Raw genomic sequence first — 15,590 nt, 5'->3', positions numbered from 1 at the left:
TTGAAGGAACATATTATGACAAACACAGACATGGGGACGCAGACGCCTCCCCGCCACAAAACCGAAAAACCCCTGCCCGTTTCCGTGCAGCTTCTTTCGACGCTATTGTTCGGCGTATTCGGTATTCTCGCTATTATTTTCGCGTTCAATGCATCTTGGATCGCAGGGCTGATCGTGGCCCTTGTTCTGGGCTGGCGCGGCGGTTTCGCACCGGGGCAGTGGCACGGCGGTCACACCCCATCACTGGCCACGCTTGCCCCCCGCTCGCCCGAGGCGCAGGCGCGCAGCAGCGGCAATACTAGTTTCGACGCCTATCGCAGCAACACGCTTCAACGGTTAGAGCAGGAACAAACCAAATTCGAAAGCTTTCTGAACCGCCTGCGCGATGCCAAAGACAAGGGTGAATTCGATAAATTCATGACAGATCGGATGCGTACCACACGCGAAGCAAAGCGTCAGGAACAATAAAATCTGATCAATGCGGGCGGATCGCATAGAACTGCCCGCAAAATGACCAGCTCTACGAGCGGATATTTACCTAAAATTCAAAGCTTAACTGATGATGAACACAAAGGCTTGGCCTGATGAGAATCGGTTGTTAAAGTTTGGGAAACCAATCGGACCAAACGATGCGCCACACGCTCCCCATTGCCCCGCAGTTTTATGTGACTGCGCCGCAGCCCTGCCCCTATCTTGAGGGGCGGATGGAACGGAAATTGTTTACAGCTTTGCAAGGTGATATCGCCACCAAATTGAACGACTCCCTGTCAAAGCAAGGCTTTCGTCGCAGCCAGAACGTGCTCTATCGTCCCTCCTGTGCAGAATGCTCGGCCTGTATGTCTGCGCGGATTGACGTATCCATGTTCAGCCCCAGCCGCAGCCAGCGTCGTGTTCTGAAACGGGCCGATCATTTGCACCGTCAGGCGACCTCACCCTGGGCGACCGAAGAACAATATGCGCTTTTCCGTCAATATCTGGATGGGCGGCATGCCAGCGGCGGCATGGCCGATATGGATATGTTCGAATTTGCCGCCATGGTCGAAGAAACGCCGATCCGGTCCCGCCTCATTGAATATAATCTCGAAGACAAACTAATTGCCGTCTGTCTCACCGATATTCTCGATGACGGGCTGTCGATGGTCTATTCCTTCTTTGATCCGGAATTCGAAAAACTGTCGCTTGGCACCTATATCATTCTTGATCACATCATGATCGCCCGCGACCTTGGCCTGCCTTATGTCTACCTTGGCTATTGGGTGCCCGGGAGCCCGAAAATGGGCTATAAAGCCAATTTCAAAGGGTTAGAGGTCTATCGCGACGGCACATGGACCGCCCTACATGACCCGGATGCCTATGACGCCGATATGCACCCGCTTTCGACTGATCCCATCGCCGAACAGGTGGCGCGGATCAACCTGCCGGATGGACGCAATTAAGCGTCTGACTTCGTCAGCACCAAAAATGTCATCATGCCCAGCGGGGGAAAGCGGCGTTCTTCGGTCACCGTCAAGCTCTGCTCACCCAGAACGCGGGATTTCGCAAAATCTGAATGCCAGCCAAGAAGGTTCTCAAAGGGTGCGGTCAGCCGTTCGACCAATGCCAGAAAACCTTTGTCACGGGCAAAGTGATTGGTGATCACCACCTTGCCGCCAGGCTTACAGACACGCGCCATTTCCGCGACAACCTTTTCAGGCTCCGGCACCACCGACACAATATGCATCGCCGTAACCGTATCGAAACTATTATCGGGGAAATCCAGCGCCCGCGCGTCCATCTGGCGCAGTTCTTTCACATGACCCAGCGCTTCTTGCGAAACCTTGGCGCGGGCTTTGGCCAGCATCTCTGCGCTGAAATCAATGCCCGTGACCTCCATATCCGCATTGTATTCACGCAAGGCAAGGCCAGTTCCCACCCCGACTTCCAGCACTTTTGGACCATGGCCATTGATGTAATCTACCGTACGGCGACGGCCCGTATTTGTGACTTGGCCAAACGTTCTGTCATAGACCGGTGCCCACCGGGCATAGGACGTGCTGACTGCGTTGATATCCATGGTTATTCCCCCCTTCGGCCTGCTCCCCAGGCCCAGAAAACGCCGATGATGTAAACCAGAGCAAGCAAGACAAGTGTCATCCAAATATAGGTTAACACGGCAGCCAGTAAAACCATTGCACCCAAAAGATAGAACCGCGCATTTGAGCGGGAAATCGTCAGCATCTTAAAAGAATAGGTGCGGATCGTGCTGATCATCAGCAAACCGACGATCACCATCCAGACGGCAATCGCGGTGGCGGGAATGACAGGCTCTTCTGCGACAAGAAAAGACATAAACATCGGCAACATCACAATTATCGCCCCGGCAGGTGCAGGGACCCCAACAAAATGTCGTCCGGCCCGGTCGTCCGTCTCGGCCTTGCTTTGCACGTTGAACCGGGCCAGCCGGATTACACAGCACAGCGCAAAGATCAATGCCGCGATCCAGCCCGCGTTGCGCATATCCTGCAGGGCAAAAAGATACAGCAAAAGCGGCGCGGCAACCCCGAAATTCAGGAAATCAGCCAGCGAATCCAACTCCGCCCCCATCTTGCTTTCGCTTTTCAAAAGACGGGCCAACCGGCCATCAACCGCGTCGAAAACACAGGCCAAAAGGATCAGCAACACCGCACGTTCGTAATGGCCGTGAAACCCGAAACGGATCGCCGTCAGCCCGGCACAGATGGCCGCCAGCGTCACAAGGTTCGGTAAAAGCGCGATAATTGGAAGCTCAGTGCGCTTTGGCACATCCTGTGCCATGATCTACGCCGTGCGCCCGGTACGCGCGGGCTCAGTCGCGTTCAGATCAGCCAGCACAGTCTCCCCCGCGATCATCCCCTGCCCCACTGCGACCAGCGGCGCAACACCGTCAGGCAGATAGACATCCACACGGGACCCGAAGCGGATCAATCCAAACCGGTCACCCGTGGCAAGATGCGCGTCCGGGGCGACGAAACAGACAATACGGCGCGCAACCAACCCTGCAATTTGCACCACGGCGATCTGGCGACCATCCGCCATCTCGATAGCCAGCGAATTACGTTCATTGTCAGCGCTTGCCTTATCAAGCGAAGCGTTGAAAAACTTGCCCGGCCGATAAGCAACCGCAGCAATCCGACCACCAACGGGCATCCGGTTCACATGGCAATTGAACACATTCATAAACACGCTGACACGGGTCAACGGCGCGTCGGCCATACCCAGCTCTGCGGGCGGCACGGCCTTTTGGATCAGCGAGACCACACCATCAGCAGGGCTGATGATCAGCCCGGCACGCTCTGGCGTGGTGCGGACGGGATCGCGAAAGAAATAGTAGCACCAGACCGTCAGCCCGACGCCGATCCAACCCAACACCGACAGCACCCAAAACAAGGCGAGCGTTGCGACGGCAAAGATACCAACGAACCGCAGCCCCTCTGGGTGCATCGGTTTGATGAACGTGCCAAGCATAGTCATGATATTCTATCCGCGCTTTTGCTGAATTGATGTTTCTCAACCTAGAACTAGCAAAAACTCAGCGCGATAAACCTTCACGCTCTACCAAAAAAGGGGCGATACCACTGATACCGCCCCGTCTTACAATCCTAAAACAGCTGTCAATTCAACAGATTTGGCACAATCGTGACAACGCCCGGGAACAGCGCAAGCAGCACGAGCCCCGTCACCTGAATGCCAATAAACGGGATCACGCCACGATAGATCATACCCGTCGTGATTGATCGTGGCGCCACACCGCGCAGATAGAACAGCGCAAAGCCAAAGGGCGGCGTCAGGAAAGACGTCTGTAGGTTCACCGCGATCATGATGGTGACCCATTTAGGATCGAACGAACCACCATAGATCACCGGCCCGACTATCGGGATCACAATATAGATGATTTCAAGGAAATCGAGCACAAAGCCCAATATAAACAGCACCAGCATCACCAGCAGGAACACCGTCCATTCATCATCGAAAGACCGCAGGAACTGCTGGATATAATGCTCGCCACCAAAAGAGATCAGCACAAGGTTCAACAGCTGCGACCCGATCAGGATGGTAAAGACCATTGATGTGACCTTGGCCGTCTCGCGGACCACAGGAGACAGCACGCCACCGACCAGCAGCACCCCGCAGGACCAAAGCAACCCAAAGATCGCGAACAGAAAGCAAGCGAACGCCGCCACATAGGCCAGCCGATTTTCAAACCGAACCTCCGATTGCCCCATGCGTAAGTCGAAGTTCACGCCGATAATCAGCATCAGCACAATCGCACCCGAGGTCAAAAACACCATGCGCCCCGACCGCCCCTGATCATGCAGCTTGCGATAAGCCGCCAGCAGGATCGCACCACCCGCACCCAGCGCCGCCGCCGGTGTGGGGTTCGTGATCCCGCCAAGGATCGACCCAAGCACCGCGATAATCAGAACCAACGGCGGAAACACCACGCGCAAGATCTCATTCGCAGCAAGGTAACGTGCCGCGCCGCGCATCCCGATGAAGATCACCAAAAGCGGTAGCGCGATAATCAAGGTGGTGGTGCCCGGCGTCGTCAACGGCCCGATCAGCAGGATATCGGCCAGCAGCAGCAGGACAACGCCAGCGGTTGCGATATAAAGCGGTGCCTTGCTTTCACGTGGCGCGACACCCCGCGCTACAGCAAGCGCCAGCCCCAGCAGCAGCGCCGTGATGGCAATGCCCGGACCGATGGGCGCTGCGTTCACAACACGGGCTTGCACCAGCTCTGCACGTTCTTCGGGCGACAGTTCACGGGCCTGTGCCACACCGCCTGCGTCATTGATCGCCGTCTGCTCAGCCGCAGCCTGATCCCAGGCGTCTTGGCCATGTAGGTCAATCATCGCCGCCTGACACTCCGCGCTGACATTGGTCCGCAGCGATGCGGTCTGGCCTGCATCCGTAAAGCTGTCGACGATCACGGATTGAGTGCCGACAAGCCCGGCTTGCCCCATCCCAATGAACAGGCCGATCATGACGATGGGCACAGCCAGAAACCACGTAAATGCATTGCCGGCCGGTGCAGCCTGCTTGCCGGACACATTGTCCATCGGCACCGCCGGTGCCTTGGACGGGTTGAGCAGCGCAAACACAAATGAATAGCCCGCGTATAGCAAGGCCAGCAGGATACCCGGCAGCATCGCCGCCTGAAACAGCGTGCCCACGGATACAACCGCAGGCTCGCCCAGAAATGTCAGCGCATCCCCGCAGCCCACCAATTGCGCACGCTCTTCCTGTGCGGCGGAATAAAGATCACCTGCCAATGTCCCCAACAGCACGATCACGATAGAGGGCGGAATGATTTGGCCCAATGTACCCGACGCAGCGATGACACCTGTGGACAGCTCCGGTGAATAGCCGTTCTTCAGCATCGTCGGCAGCGCCAGCAGGCCCATCGTCACAACCGTCGCACCGACAATCCCGGTAGAGGCCGCAAGGAAGGCACCAACAATCACGATGGACACGGCCAGACCGCCGGGCAACGGACCAAACACCTTGGCCATCGTCGTCAGCAGCTCATCCGCGATCCGGGAACGTTCCAGCACGATCCCCATCATCACGAACATCAGCACAGCCAGCAGCGTCTCGATCGACTGCCCGGCCAGCACACGCTCGTTCATGCGGTTGACCATAAAGCTCAGATTGCGATCCAGTGCCGTTTCCCAACCATCCGGGAACAGGACATGTTCGTATCGGGGCAGATCAGGATAGTTGAAAACTGAAATCGCATCCGGCCTGACGCCTTGGCTGATCAGCGCATTATACGGGTCTGAGCCGGTATCCACAGCAGCGTGGATCAGCAGGCCGGAACTATCCAGCGCCGCAATAATCGCAAAGGAAATCACCGCCGCACCGCTGATCGCAAAGGCCACCGGAAACCCGGATAAAATCCCTGCAAACAGCGTCAGGAAGACGATAATGATGCCTATCTCGACGCCATCAAGTCCAAAAAGCATATCGTTTATCGCCTCAGATTAGTGAATGTCAGCAACAAGCTCGGCGGTCGCATCGCCAATCTTGTCCTTGTCGAGATATTTGCCATCGCTCTTGGGCCCTTCTTTCAGCTCCAGATAAGAGCGATAGAAGAACGCCACCGCCTGCAACAAAACCATTGCGGTGAAACTGACGAGCAAAAGCTTGAACAGGAAATAGGCGTCAAACCCGTTGGGCGAAAACCCGATGGTTTCGACATTCCAGCGCAGCGCGCGGGCCTTGGTCACCAACCGCTCCAAACTGTCCGACGCTGAAGGGTTCGGGACAACCAGATGCCGCCACAAAAAGAACCAACCATAAAGCCAGACAAGGATCGCCGCAGGGACCATGAACAGCAGCGCCCCGATCATGTCGATTGTCTTTTTGGTGCGATAGCTGACTGCCGAATAAACAAGATCCACCCGCACGTGGCCGCCTTGCACAAAGGTATAAGTCGCGCAAAGGCAAACAATCATCGCGTTATAAAGCTTCAGCTCTTCGGACCACCAGCTCAGATCGCGGGTAAAGGACACCCCGAACCCCACGCTGATTTCAGACACCGCAAACACCCGCTGCATAAAAATGATCACGATCTGCTGCAAAACCATCAACAGCCCGGCCCAGGCAAAGAACCGGCCCACCCTGTTGGCGAACCCTTCCAGCACCCGCACACAGCCCCACATGAACCGGTTGCGGATCAGACCGATGATCGTGAAAATCAAAAAGATCAGAAGGGCCACAAAGAACAGCTCGACCGAGGCACCGTAATAGATGAAACGCGCCAGCGCCTCTTTGATCTCTGCATCGGGCATCTGACCGTTGATATAGGGCACCCAAGACAGCCACACGCCGGGGTGCGAAAGCAGATAGCCCAGATTGTAGATCGCCTCGATCAGATTGCCGATGAAGAATTGGACCCAGCCGCTCGCCTGAAACGCATCAAGACAGCTCAGCGCGCCGTCAGCGGTTGCTTTGAAAAAGCCCGCACATGCCACTTCTTCTTCCATTGGAATTCTCCCGTCACGCGGGGACCACTGCCAATCAGGTCCGCACCGCGTCAGAAACGCCCGGAAACGGGCCTATGCATTGCGTAGGCCCGTTTCCGATTTGGATAAATGGGGGTTAGCCCATGATCCGGTCACGCTGAAGCCGGTAAGCACCCTCAGACCGGGTGATCCACCCAGACGAAGACTGCATGGACGCTTCATAGCTCGCGCGCAGACGGTCAAAGATGTCGTCGCCAGCATATTGGTCCAGCGTTTCGCGTGCGGCATCGCCCATCGCGTCCCAGACGGCGTCAGGGAATTCCAGCACCTTCACACCACCAGCCTGCAAACGTTGCAGCGCAGCAGCATTATTGTTCATGAACAAGGACAGGTTCCACTGGTTCGCTTCACCAGATGCAACTTCGACGATTTTCTTGTGCTCAGCGCTCAGGCTATCCCAGACATCCAAGTTCGTGGCCAGCGTCAGGCCAGGACCCGGCTCGTGCATACCAGCGGTATAGTAGAACTTAGTGATTTCCTGAAAACCAGCTTTCTCATCCGCCCAAGGGCCGATCCACTCTGTGCCGTCAATCGCGCCGGATGCCAGTGCCTGGTACACTTCTGCACCGGGCAGGTTCTGCACTGAGGCACCCATTTTGCCCAGCGCCTGACCACCCAGACCCGGCATACGGAAACGCAAGCCCTGGAAGTCTTCCGGGCCAGTGATCTCTTTCGCGAACCAACCACCTGACTGTGGGCCCGTGTTGCCAGCAAAGAATGATTTCAGGCCAAAGATCTGGCCCAGCTCATCGTGGAATGCCTGACCTTCACCGTGGTAATACCAGTTCGCCAGTTCCTGTGCGGTCATACCGAACGGGACAGAGGCAAAATAAGCATAGGCAGGGTGCTGGTTCACAAAGTAATAATCCGCACCGTGGTACATATCCGCCTGACCGGATGTGACAGCGTCAAACACTTCGAACGCGCCAACAAGCTCGCCTGCGGCTTTCAGGTCGATGGTCAGCGACCCACCAGACATTGCGGTGATGTTGTCTGCAACATGCTGTGCAGCATCATGTACACCGGCCAGGCCACGGCCCCAGGTGGTTACCATTGTCAGCGTCCGGTTGCCCTGCGCATAGGCCGGTGCGGCAAGCGCAGTCGCAGCAGCAGCGCTGCCACCAAGTGCTGAATTTCTCAAAAAAGAACGACGATCCATAGAGTAACCTCCCAGTTATTTAGTCCCCGATGCACAATGTGAGCAAAGGATAGATCGGTTTTATGCGCGCACACTAGCCCGCAGATTATCCCCGGGAAATACGCAATACTGCGTATAAACCGTGGATTGTGAGATTTTTTACCAATCAGTGCGCAGCTTTATGCGCGGGTACTTTTTAGATACTTGCAGACATCACCCCGTTAAGATTTGATTCGCAAGCGATTACCGCGTATCGGTCCGTCCAATGACAACGTTTCTTGTGCGTGTGCGCGATATGTTATCAATTAGTTACGGACAGAAGGTGTTTCTTTTGGCAACGCTGCCTCTCGTCGTGGCTGTGTTCCTAATCTTTCTGGTTGTCAGCAATCAATCGCGTCAACTCGCCGAACGGGAAATTCTGGCGCTGGAACGGCAGTTGATAGACGCCAAACGTGCAGAGCTCCGCAATTACCTGTCCATCGCACGCACCGCATTCGTCAACACCTACGGGCGGGCCGCCCCCGATGACGCAGAGGCGAAGCTAGCAGTCACCCGCGAATTATCTGCAATGCTATATGGGCAGGACGGGTATTTCTTTGTGTTCGATTATGATGGCAACAACCTCGTGGCACCACGGCAAACAACCCTGATCGGCAAGAACTGGATAGGGTTGCGCGATCCCAATGGGACCCCAATCACAGACACGCTGATCCAGATCGCGCGCTCTGGCGGGGGCTATCACAGCTTTGACTGGCCCAAGCCCTCTACCGGCACCAGCGAGCGGATGATCGTCTATGTCAACGGGCTGCAGGACTGGCGCTGGGTGATCGGCACCGGGGTGTTTATTGACGACGTGCTGGAAAACGTCGCCGCATCCCGCGCCGATGTCGAAGCACGGATCACCCGAACCTCATACTATATCGTCGCCATCGCCATCGCCGCGCTGGTGGGCGTATTCACCACGGGCATGTCGCTCAACCTGCGCGAAAGACGTCTTGCCGATGCCAAACTCAAGCAGCTGACCCAGCGGATCATCGACGCCCAAGAAGAAGAGCGCGGGCGCGTCGCACGTGAACTGCATGACGGGATCAGCCAGATGCTTGTCGGAGTACGCTATGCGCTGGAACTGGCACGGCGCAAGCGCGACAGCAATGCCGCCAGTGACACAGCACTCGCCAAAGGGATCGAAGGATTGAATTCAGCCAGCCAAGAGGTACGGCGGATCAGCCGCGACCTGCGACCCGGCGTGCTAGATGATCTGGGGCTTGGTCCCGCACTTCAAGCGCTGGTTGACGACTTCAGCAAACGCACCGATATCGACGCAGAGTTCGAAACCGTGGTCTTTCGCAACCGGCTGGACCGGGAAGCACGGATCGCGCTCTATCGGATCGCACAAGAGGCGCTGACAAATATCGAACGGCACGCCGATGCAACCCATGTCAACATGACGCTCAAGGGGCACCGCAACGGCGCGATGCTGCGCATCATCGACAATGGCAAAGGCATGGTCTGGCCCCAACCCGCCCGGCACGAAGGCACTGGCATCGGGCTGCGCAACATGCAGGAACGGATTGAACAGCTCAACGGCAGCCTCCGTATCCTATCAGCTCGGTACGGCGACCAGACCGGCACAGTGATCGAAGCACAGATCCCGCTGAGCCACATGCTCAGCCCGCAGAAAACAAATCGGAAAGAAAGCGCATGACAACCCGCGTTCTCATCGTTGACGATCACCCGATGATCGTCGAAGGCATCCAAGCCATTCTGGAAAGCTACCCTGACATTCAGATCGTGGGCACGCTCAACAACGGGCAGGACGCGGTCGACCAAGTCGATGCGCTTTCACCCGATGTGGTGCTTCTTGACCTGAATATGCCCGGACTTTCCGGATTAAACGCAACCGAAATGATTCTGGAAAAGCGGCCGGAAACGCGCATCCTGATCCTGTCGATGCACGACAGCCCGGAATATATTTCCACCGCGCTCAGCCACGGGGCGCGGGGGTATATCCTCAAGGACGTACCGACCGACGAAATCCGCACCGCGATTGAAACGGTGATGGCCGATGCGCAGTACCTCTGCCCCGGCGCGAAAGGCTCTCTTGAACCCAAAATCAGCGACGGGCGGGAAACGCTGACCAATCGCGAACAAACAATCCTGCTGGAACTGGCGCAGGGACAGTCCAACAAGGATGTGGCCAACACGCTGAACATCTCTGTCCGCACCGTGGAAACCCATCGCAAGAACATCAAACGCAAATTAGGGATAAGCTCAACCGCCGGCCTGACCCGCTATGCGCTTGAACATGGGGTGCTGCAAGGCACCGGGATCTGACGGGCCGCACCTGCCAACAGGCACGGCCCAATCGTTTAGTTTTCGGCAGAGGCTTGAATGCCACTCCGCACAAGGCTGAACCATTCGCCTGACAGGCGCAGCTGCTCCAACCCGGCATTCAGCGTTTGCAGGTAAGCTTGGCCATTAGGATGCGACTTCGGCACGAAGACATGCAGCGTCTGCTTGGATGCCAGCGGCGTAAGCTGTACAACCTGCTCCTGCAGACCCAAATCAGCAAAATCCTTTTCTGCAGGTAGCGCGTCATAAGTCACTACATCGACGGCATTTGACGTCAACATCTCCCAGCACGCTTCCTCAGACGCTGCAAAAATAAGCTCCACATTAGGGTCGGTCAGGCCCTCGGCCTCCAGATCGAAAGAGAACCAACCATCCGGCCGACACAGGCGGGCACCATACAGATCGCTATATTCATCCGCTTGCGCATATTCGCTGCCTTGCAGCGTGTAATAGCCAACAAGCGCATCATAGAACGGCTCGGATGCGTCAAACTCTGTGCAACGCATCGCGTTCGATGGCGACAGGTTACCGACCTGCGAACAGTCTGGCAGGAACCAAGGAAAACCCATGTCGAAAGCACCCGATGGCAAGAGCACGCTCAGATGTGCACCCCAATCATTTACAAAAATGACCTCAAAATCCTGCTCAGCATTCCCCAATTCCATCGAACGGGTCACAAGCTGCGTGAACATGCCTTGGCCCGGCAGGTTCTCATCCGTGAACGGTGCGTAGTTTCCGCCGGTCAAAAACCGCACAGGCCGCTGTGTCGCTTCAGCTGCGGTCAGGGTCGCAACACGGGCGGGCGCGGCATTGCTCGCGACTGGCAAGTTACCGTCATCACATGGAATACGAAGGACCTGCCCAACCTCAAGCACATTCGGACTCGGCAGAATGTCCCGATTGGCGTTATAAATCTCTTGAAATCCGCCAGACAATGCAGCCGTCTGTGCAATTTCAAAAAGCGTATCACCGCGCACAACAGTATAGTTTGTACACTGTGATTGCGCAGCAACCTGCGTTGAAGCACCTGCAACAGCAGCGGCAGACACTGCCAAAACCGTCACCATGCGTTGTAAAATGAATTGATACTCGTTCTTTTTCAATTCCCTGGGGCGCAGACCAGAAAAATGTGACATCACGCAACCTTCCAATTATTTCCGTTAGAGCCTTGACTATGCAGTAGAAAATTATGTCATGCTCCAAAAAATCTAAAATAAGCGGAAATTCGCCTATACGGCCCCTCGGGTAATATCGTCACAACAAAGTGCAGCACAGTTGATGCGCCGCCGGGGCTGCCGTAAGTCTGGGCAAACCCTTACCGGCGGAGCATCCAATGACAAGCGACAACACCTATACCCCACCCAAAGTCTGGACATGGGAAAATGAAAACGGCGGTGAATTCGCCAGTATCAACCGGCCAATCGCCGGGCCCACTCATGACGAGGACCTGCCGACAGGCAAACACCCGTTGCAGCTCTATTCAATGGGCACGCCGAACGGCGTCAAAGTGACCGTCATGCTGGAAGAGCTGCTTGCCGCAGGCCACGCAGGCGCGGAATATGATGCCTGGCTGATCCGTATCCTGGACGGCAACCAGTTCTCCAGCGGCTTTGTTGACGTCAATCCAAACTCCAAGATCCCCGCACTGCTGGACACGACCACCGGCACGCGGGTCTTCGAAAGCGGGGCAATCCTGCTCTATCTGGCTGAAAAATTCGGGGCCTTCCTGCCCAGCGAACACAGCAGCCGGACCGAAACGCTGAACTGGTTGTTCTGGCTGCAAGGCTCTGCCCCCTATCTCGGCGGCGGCTTTGGTCATTTCTACGCCTATGCGCCCGAGAAATTCGAATACCCAATCAATCGGTTCACGATGGAAATCAAACGCCAGCTCGACGTGCTGGATCGCAACCTCGCCAACCGGCGCTTTTTGGCGGGCGACGACTACTCCATCGCCGATATCGCAACCGCACCCTGGTACGGTAACCTCGTCAAAGGTGAAGCCTACAACGCAGGAGAGTTCATCGACGGCGCCAGCTACAAACACGTCACCCGCTGGGCCGATGAAATCTTTGCCCGTCCTGCATATCAGCGCGGGCGCATGGTCAACCGAACCTCTGGCGCACCGGAAACCCAACTGCACGAGCGGCACGACAGCAGCGATTTCGAAACACAGACTCAGGACAAGATCGCGCCGGAAAAGTAGCCCCGCGACCCAAGCTGTAATTTTCAGCGCTGGCACAACATGGCCAATACGCGCCATCCAAATGGCGCGTTTCCGCCGAACCAACCGATCAAAATTTTCCACGGTTGCGTGATATACTGTTTCTGCAATGAATGAGATGATCCCAACAATCCGGGGTCATCTTACTGAAAACAAACCGGTTCGCGGGGGCAGACCGGCACTGCAGGAACAGACTGATGCAGCTGACCGAAATTATGAGTGCCATCTCAGGTGACCCCGAACAAATGATCCGCGGCATCGTGCGCATCTTTCACTTCATCGGGCTGGCGATGGGGTTGGGCGCAGCTACCCTGCTCGACATGATGATCCTGCGCTTCTTCCTTGGGCGCGACATCACCAGCCAGAATGTCGAACTCTTCATCTTTTTCGCAGATCTCGTCGCGGTCGGGCTCAAAATGCTTTGGATTACCGGTTTTGGGTTTCTGCTGTACTATTGGGCCTACGAGCCAGTCAAACTCGGCAATGAAAAGGTCTGGGCCAAAATGACCATCGTCGCGATCCTGTCGATCAACGGCGTCTTCCTGCACAAGGCCGTTATCCCCTTCCTTGCCCAGCAGATCGGGCAGACCATGCTGCACGGGCTACCGCTGCATAAACGGATGCTCTTCATCACTGCGGGGATGATTTCCTTCGTATCTTGGTATGCGCCGCTGGTGATCGCCAACCTGCCCCACCTGAACTTTCAGGTGCCGATGATACAGATCCTGGGCGTCTATGCGATTACACTGATCGGCGTGCTCAGCGTCGCCTATATCGGCCTGTTGGGACATTTCGTAGCCGGCGTCGCCCGTCCACGCGAACAGCTCTGGTAAGGGCCCCGCTGATCAGGACGCGATCACCGTGGGCAGCGCGTCTTTCTTATGATGAAACACCATGCGCGCACGGCCTTCCCGTTTGGCCGTGTAAAGTGCATGATCGGCATAGCGCAGATCCTCTGCAAGCGCGGTCGCGCCCTGCCGCATCACCGCCCCAACCGAAACAGTGACAACAAAATTCACTGTCTCCTTCTCAAACGCGATCCCCTGCGCCAGCCGCGTGCCCACATTCTGTGCATCCACCACATCGGCCGGGCTAAGATAAACCGCAAACTCCTCCCCGCCCAAACGCCCAAGAATATCGCCACGGCGGATCATCTGTGACAGCTGACGCGCCATTTCGCAAAGCACCTCATCGCCAACGGCATGACCATAGGTGTCATTGATGCTCTTGAAGTGATCAAGATCCAGCATCAGCAGCGCACCTTCCCCGGTAGTCTCAACCTTTTCGAAAAAGGCCCTGCGGTTCAGCAATCCGGTCAAAGGATCTGTCGCGGCAATTCGGATCAATTCGTTCTGCAACCGGTCAAGATGGCGAAACAGCATCATGGCGGCCAAAATCATCGGGGCTGCGATCAGCGATGTCATCACAACATGACGGATAAACGGATCATCCACACTGCCGTCAAAGATGTACTCCACAAGATACGCGAGCGTGGATGCGACAAGCCCCCACGCCACAACACCAAGTGGCCAGTGCAACCAATGGCGCGGCGTAATCAATGATACGAGCCTATTCATACGCCATCCTCTGCACATTGCGCTGGAACAGCATAGATATCGGAATTTAAACCCGCGTTAATCGCGCCGCAGCCCCTTGAAAATATAATGGTCCCACCATCTTGCAGAACCCATGCGCAATGCTTCTTTATCGCTCCAGCACGGGGGCTTCATATGACCACTTATCTCATTCTTCTGGCAGGACTCGCAGCGCTCTTTCTGGGCGGCGATTGGCTGGTCAAAGGGGCAAGCACATTGGCCCTGCGGTTCGGGATCACGCCGATGGTTGTGGGGCTGACGATCGTCGGCTTCGGCACCTCCGCGCCCGAACTCATGGTCTCGCTCAATGCCGCGCTTGGCGGGCGGGCCGAGATCGCAATCGGCAATGTAATCGGCTCTAACATCGCCAACATACTGCTGATCCTTGGGCTCGCCGCTCTGATCACCCCGATCACTGTGCAATTTGCGCAAATCAAAGGGGATCTACTTTGGATGACGCTTGCCACCTTGGCGCTGCCACTGCTGTTCTGGTCCGGCATGATCGGTGCGACCAAGGGCGTGATCATGTTACTGGCACTTGCGGCCTATCTCTTAGTCAGCCTGCGTAAACCCAACGAGGCATCAGACAGCACGCGCACCCCCGCCCCCCTTTGGCAAGGGCTGTTGCTAACCGCGCTGGGGCTGGGCGCGGTGCTGATCGGCGCGCATTACCTTGTCGAAAGCGCCAGCATGATCGCACGCAAATGGGGCGTGTCCGAAGCAATCATCGGGCTCAGCATCGTCGCTGTCGGCACATCACTGCCAGAGCTTGCAACCACATTGATGGCCGCAGTCCGAGGCGCACGTGACATTGCGCTCGGCAATGTCATCGGCTCGAATATCTTCAACATTCTGTGCATTCTAGGGGTCACCGCCGTGGTGCAACCCATCGCGGTCGACCCACGTTTCCTGATCATCGACACACCAACGTTGATCGGAGCAACACTGGCGCTTACACTGATACTATGGTGGAAAAGCGCGCTGAACCGCCGAACCGGAACCGTAATGCTCGCGCTCTATGCACTCTACATCTGGGCCACAATGACCAGCGGTGCCACCACGTAAGGTGGGTCTCGATCCGCCACCCCTGAAAGAAAGTTACCCAAAGCCGCCCGCAAACGACATTTTCTCCATTCTTGTGGTTGACCCCCCTGCCCGACGCCACTAAGGTCTCCGCACGCAAAGGAACCCCGATGAACCACGTCGTACTAATCGTAGGAAAAACGCGCATGGGCCGG

General features: G+C 56.4%; 15 protein-coding genes. 7 read left to right on the top strand and 8 right to left on the bottom strand.

Annotated elements, in window-relative coordinates; genetic code table 11:
* Positions 1-15 precede the first annotated feature (15 nt).
* Together ACJ5NV_RS08905 and ACJ5NV_RS08900 are read left to right on the top strand one after the other, a co-directional pair.
* Positions 16-468, top strand: coding sequence for a DUF2852 domain-containing protein (locus ACJ5NV_RS08905; RefSeq protein WP_411643315.1), 453 nt, complete (start codon positions 16-18; stop codon positions 466-468).
* 161 nt (positions 469-629) lie between these two features.
* Positions 630-1,436 (top strand): arginyltransferase, encoded by an 807-nt coding sequence (locus tag ACJ5NV_RS08900; protein WP_411643314.1) that lies wholly within the window; start codon positions 630-632, stop codon positions 1,434-1,436.
* Here ACJ5NV_RS08900 and ACJ5NV_RS08895 read toward each other — a convergent pair.
* The 6 genes from ACJ5NV_RS08895 to ACJ5NV_RS08870 form a co-directional block, all read right to left on the bottom strand.
* Positions 1,433-2,053 carry a class I SAM-dependent methyltransferase gene (locus tag ACJ5NV_RS08895; protein ID WP_411643313.1) on the bottom strand — a complete coding sequence of 207 codons (621 nt, stop codon included), beginning with the start codon at positions 2,051-2,053 and terminating at the stop codon, positions 1,433-1,435. The two genes, ACJ5NV_RS08900 and ACJ5NV_RS08895, sit on opposite strands and share 4 nt — an antisense overlap.
* Before the next feature lie 2 nt (positions 2,054-2,055).
* On the bottom strand, positions 2,056-2,793 hold the full coding sequence (gene pssA, locus ACJ5NV_RS08890) for a CDP-diacylglycerol--serine O-phosphatidyltransferase (RefSeq protein ID WP_411643312.1): 738 nt from the start codon (positions 2,791-2,793) through the stop codon (positions 2,056-2,058).
* Positions 2,794-2,796: 3 nt separating this feature from the next.
* Positions 2,797-3,489, bottom strand: a complete 693-nt coding sequence (locus ACJ5NV_RS08885; RefSeq protein WP_411643311.1) for a phosphatidylserine decarboxylase — start codon at positions 3,487-3,489, stop codon at positions 2,797-2,799.
* A gap of 140 nt (positions 3,490-3,629) precedes the next feature.
* Complete coding sequence (locus tag ACJ5NV_RS08880) at positions 3,630-5,984, bottom strand: TRAP transporter large permease (protein ID WP_411643310.1); 2,355 nt, start codon at positions 5,982-5,984, stop codon at positions 3,630-3,632.
* A gap of 18 nt (positions 5,985-6,002) precedes the next feature.
* On the bottom strand, positions 6,003-7,007 hold the full coding sequence (locus ACJ5NV_RS08875) for a TRAP transporter small permease subunit (RefSeq protein ID WP_411643309.1): 1,005 nt from the start codon (positions 7,005-7,007) through the stop codon (positions 6,003-6,005).
* 115 nt (positions 7,008-7,122) lie between these two features.
* The gene (locus tag ACJ5NV_RS08870; protein ID WP_411643308.1) at positions 7,123-8,205 is read right to left on the bottom strand and encodes a TRAP transporter substrate-binding protein; all 1,083 of its coding nucleotides are present in this window, start codon (positions 8,203-8,205) and stop codon (positions 7,123-7,125) included.
* 244 nt (positions 8,206-8,449) lie between these two features.
* On the opposite strand from ACJ5NV_RS08870, the gene ACJ5NV_RS08865 reads away from it, so the two are divergent.
* Together ACJ5NV_RS08865 and ACJ5NV_RS08860 are read left to right on the top strand one after the other, a co-directional pair.
* Positions 8,450-9,889, top strand: coding sequence for a cache domain-containing protein (locus ACJ5NV_RS08865; protein ID WP_411643307.1), 1,440 nt, complete (start codon positions 8,450-8,452; stop codon positions 9,887-9,889).
* A complete protein-coding gene (locus tag ACJ5NV_RS08860) occupies positions 9,886-10,518 on the top strand; it encodes a response regulator transcription factor (protein ID WP_411643306.1) in 633 nt (210 codons plus the stop codon). The genes ACJ5NV_RS08865 and ACJ5NV_RS08860 overlap by 4 nt, the downstream gene beginning before the upstream one ends.
* A 35-nt stretch (positions 10,519-10,553) precedes the next feature.
* Here the strand turns inward: ACJ5NV_RS08860 and ACJ5NV_RS08855 are convergent, their stop codons facing one another.
* The gene (locus ACJ5NV_RS08855; RefSeq protein WP_411643305.1) at positions 10,554-11,672 is read right to left on the bottom strand and encodes a LysM peptidoglycan-binding domain-containing protein; all 1,119 of its coding nucleotides are present in this window, start codon (positions 11,670-11,672) and stop codon (positions 10,554-10,556) included.
* Between the two features lie 197 nt (positions 11,673-11,869).
* On the opposite strand from ACJ5NV_RS08855, the gene yghU reads away from it, so the two are divergent.
* Both yghU and ACJ5NV_RS08845 read left to right on the top strand, forming a co-directional pair.
* Positions 11,870-12,739: a glutathione-dependent disulfide-bond oxidoreductase gene (yghU, locus tag ACJ5NV_RS08850; protein WP_411643304.1), complete on the top strand. Its 870-nt coding sequence runs from the start codon at positions 11,870-11,872 to the stop codon at positions 12,737-12,739.
* A gap of 215 nt (positions 12,740-12,954) precedes the next feature.
* Positions 12,955-13,590, top strand: coding sequence for a hypothetical protein (locus tag ACJ5NV_RS08845; RefSeq protein WP_411643303.1), 636 nt, complete (start codon positions 12,955-12,957; stop codon positions 13,588-13,590).
* 12 nt (positions 13,591-13,602) lie between these two features.
* On the opposite strand, the gene ACJ5NV_RS08840 is transcribed toward ACJ5NV_RS08845, so the two are convergent.
* Complete coding sequence (locus ACJ5NV_RS08840; RefSeq protein WP_411643302.1) at positions 13,603-14,334, bottom strand: GGDEF domain-containing protein; 732 nt, start codon at positions 14,332-14,334, stop codon at positions 13,603-13,605.
* Positions 14,335-14,487: 153 nt separating this feature from the next.
* Here ACJ5NV_RS08840 and ACJ5NV_RS08835 point away from each other — a divergent pair, with 153 nt between their 5' ends.
* On the top strand, positions 14,488-15,417 hold the full coding sequence (locus ACJ5NV_RS08835) for a calcium/sodium antiporter (protein WP_411643301.1): 930 nt from the start codon (positions 14,488-14,490) through the stop codon (positions 15,415-15,417).
* Positions 15,418-15,590: the final 173 nt, after the last annotated feature.

The sequence above is a fragment of the Loktanella agnita genome, assembly GCF_046640325.1.
Lineage (GTDB): Bacteria > Pseudomonadota > Alphaproteobacteria > Rhodobacterales > Rhodobacteraceae > Yoonia > Yoonia agnita.
The sequence above is the reverse complement of the archived record's forward strand: the minus strand, read 5'-3'. Positions and strand labels throughout refer to the sequence as shown.

What these genes read in the sequence shown, in the direction of transcription:
- ACJ5NV_RS08905 (WP_411643315.1), top strand. Translation starts at nt 16, where the DNA reads ATGACAAACACAGACATGGGGACGCAGACGCCTCCCCGCCACAAAACC.
- ACJ5NV_RS08900 (WP_411643314.1), top strand. Translation starts at nt 630, where the DNA reads ATGCGCCACACGCTCCCCATTGCCCCGCAGTTTTATGTGACTGCGCCG.
- ACJ5NV_RS08895 (WP_411643313.1), bottom strand. Translation starts at nt 2,053, where the DNA reads ATGGATATCAACGCAGTCAGCACGTCCTATGCCCGGTGGGCACCGGTC.
- pssA (WP_411643312.1), bottom strand. Translation starts at nt 2,793, where the DNA reads ATGGCACAGGATGTGCCAAAGCGCACTGAGCTTCCAATTATCGCGCTT.
- ACJ5NV_RS08885 (WP_411643311.1), bottom strand. Translation starts at nt 3,489, where the DNA reads ATGACTATGCTTGGCACGTTCATCAAACCGATGCACCCAGAGGGGCTG.
- ACJ5NV_RS08880 (WP_411643310.1), bottom strand. Translation starts at nt 5,984, where the DNA reads ATGCTTTTTGGACTTGATGGCGTCGAGATAGGCATCATTATCGTCTTC.
- ACJ5NV_RS08875 (WP_411643309.1), bottom strand. Translation starts at nt 7,007, where the DNA reads ATGGAAGAAGAAGTGGCATGTGCGGGCTTTTTCAAAGCAACCGCTGAC.
- ACJ5NV_RS08870 (WP_411643308.1), bottom strand. Translation starts at nt 8,205, where the DNA reads ATGGATCGTCGTTCTTTTTTGAGAAATTCAGCACTTGGTGGCAGCGCT.
- ACJ5NV_RS08865 (WP_411643307.1), top strand. Translation starts at nt 8,450, where the DNA reads ATGACAACGTTTCTTGTGCGTGTGCGCGATATGTTATCAATTAGTTAC.
- ACJ5NV_RS08860 (WP_411643306.1), top strand. Translation starts at nt 9,886, where the DNA reads ATGACAACCCGCGTTCTCATCGTTGACGATCACCCGATGATCGTCGAA.
- ACJ5NV_RS08855 (WP_411643305.1), bottom strand. Translation starts at nt 11,672, where the DNA reads ATGTCACATTTTTCTGGTCTGCGCCCCAGGGAATTGAAAAAGAACGAG.
- yghU (WP_411643304.1), top strand. Translation starts at nt 11,870, where the DNA reads ATGACAAGCGACAACACCTATACCCCACCCAAAGTCTGGACATGGGAA.
- ACJ5NV_RS08845 (WP_411643303.1), top strand. Translation starts at nt 12,955, where the DNA reads ATGCAGCTGACCGAAATTATGAGTGCCATCTCAGGTGACCCCGAACAA.
- ACJ5NV_RS08840 (WP_411643302.1), bottom strand. Translation starts at nt 14,334, where the DNA reads ATGAATAGGCTCGTATCATTGATTACGCCGCGCCATTGGTTGCACTGG.
- ACJ5NV_RS08835 (WP_411643301.1), top strand. Translation starts at nt 14,488, where the DNA reads ATGACCACTTATCTCATTCTTCTGGCAGGACTCGCAGCGCTCTTTCTG.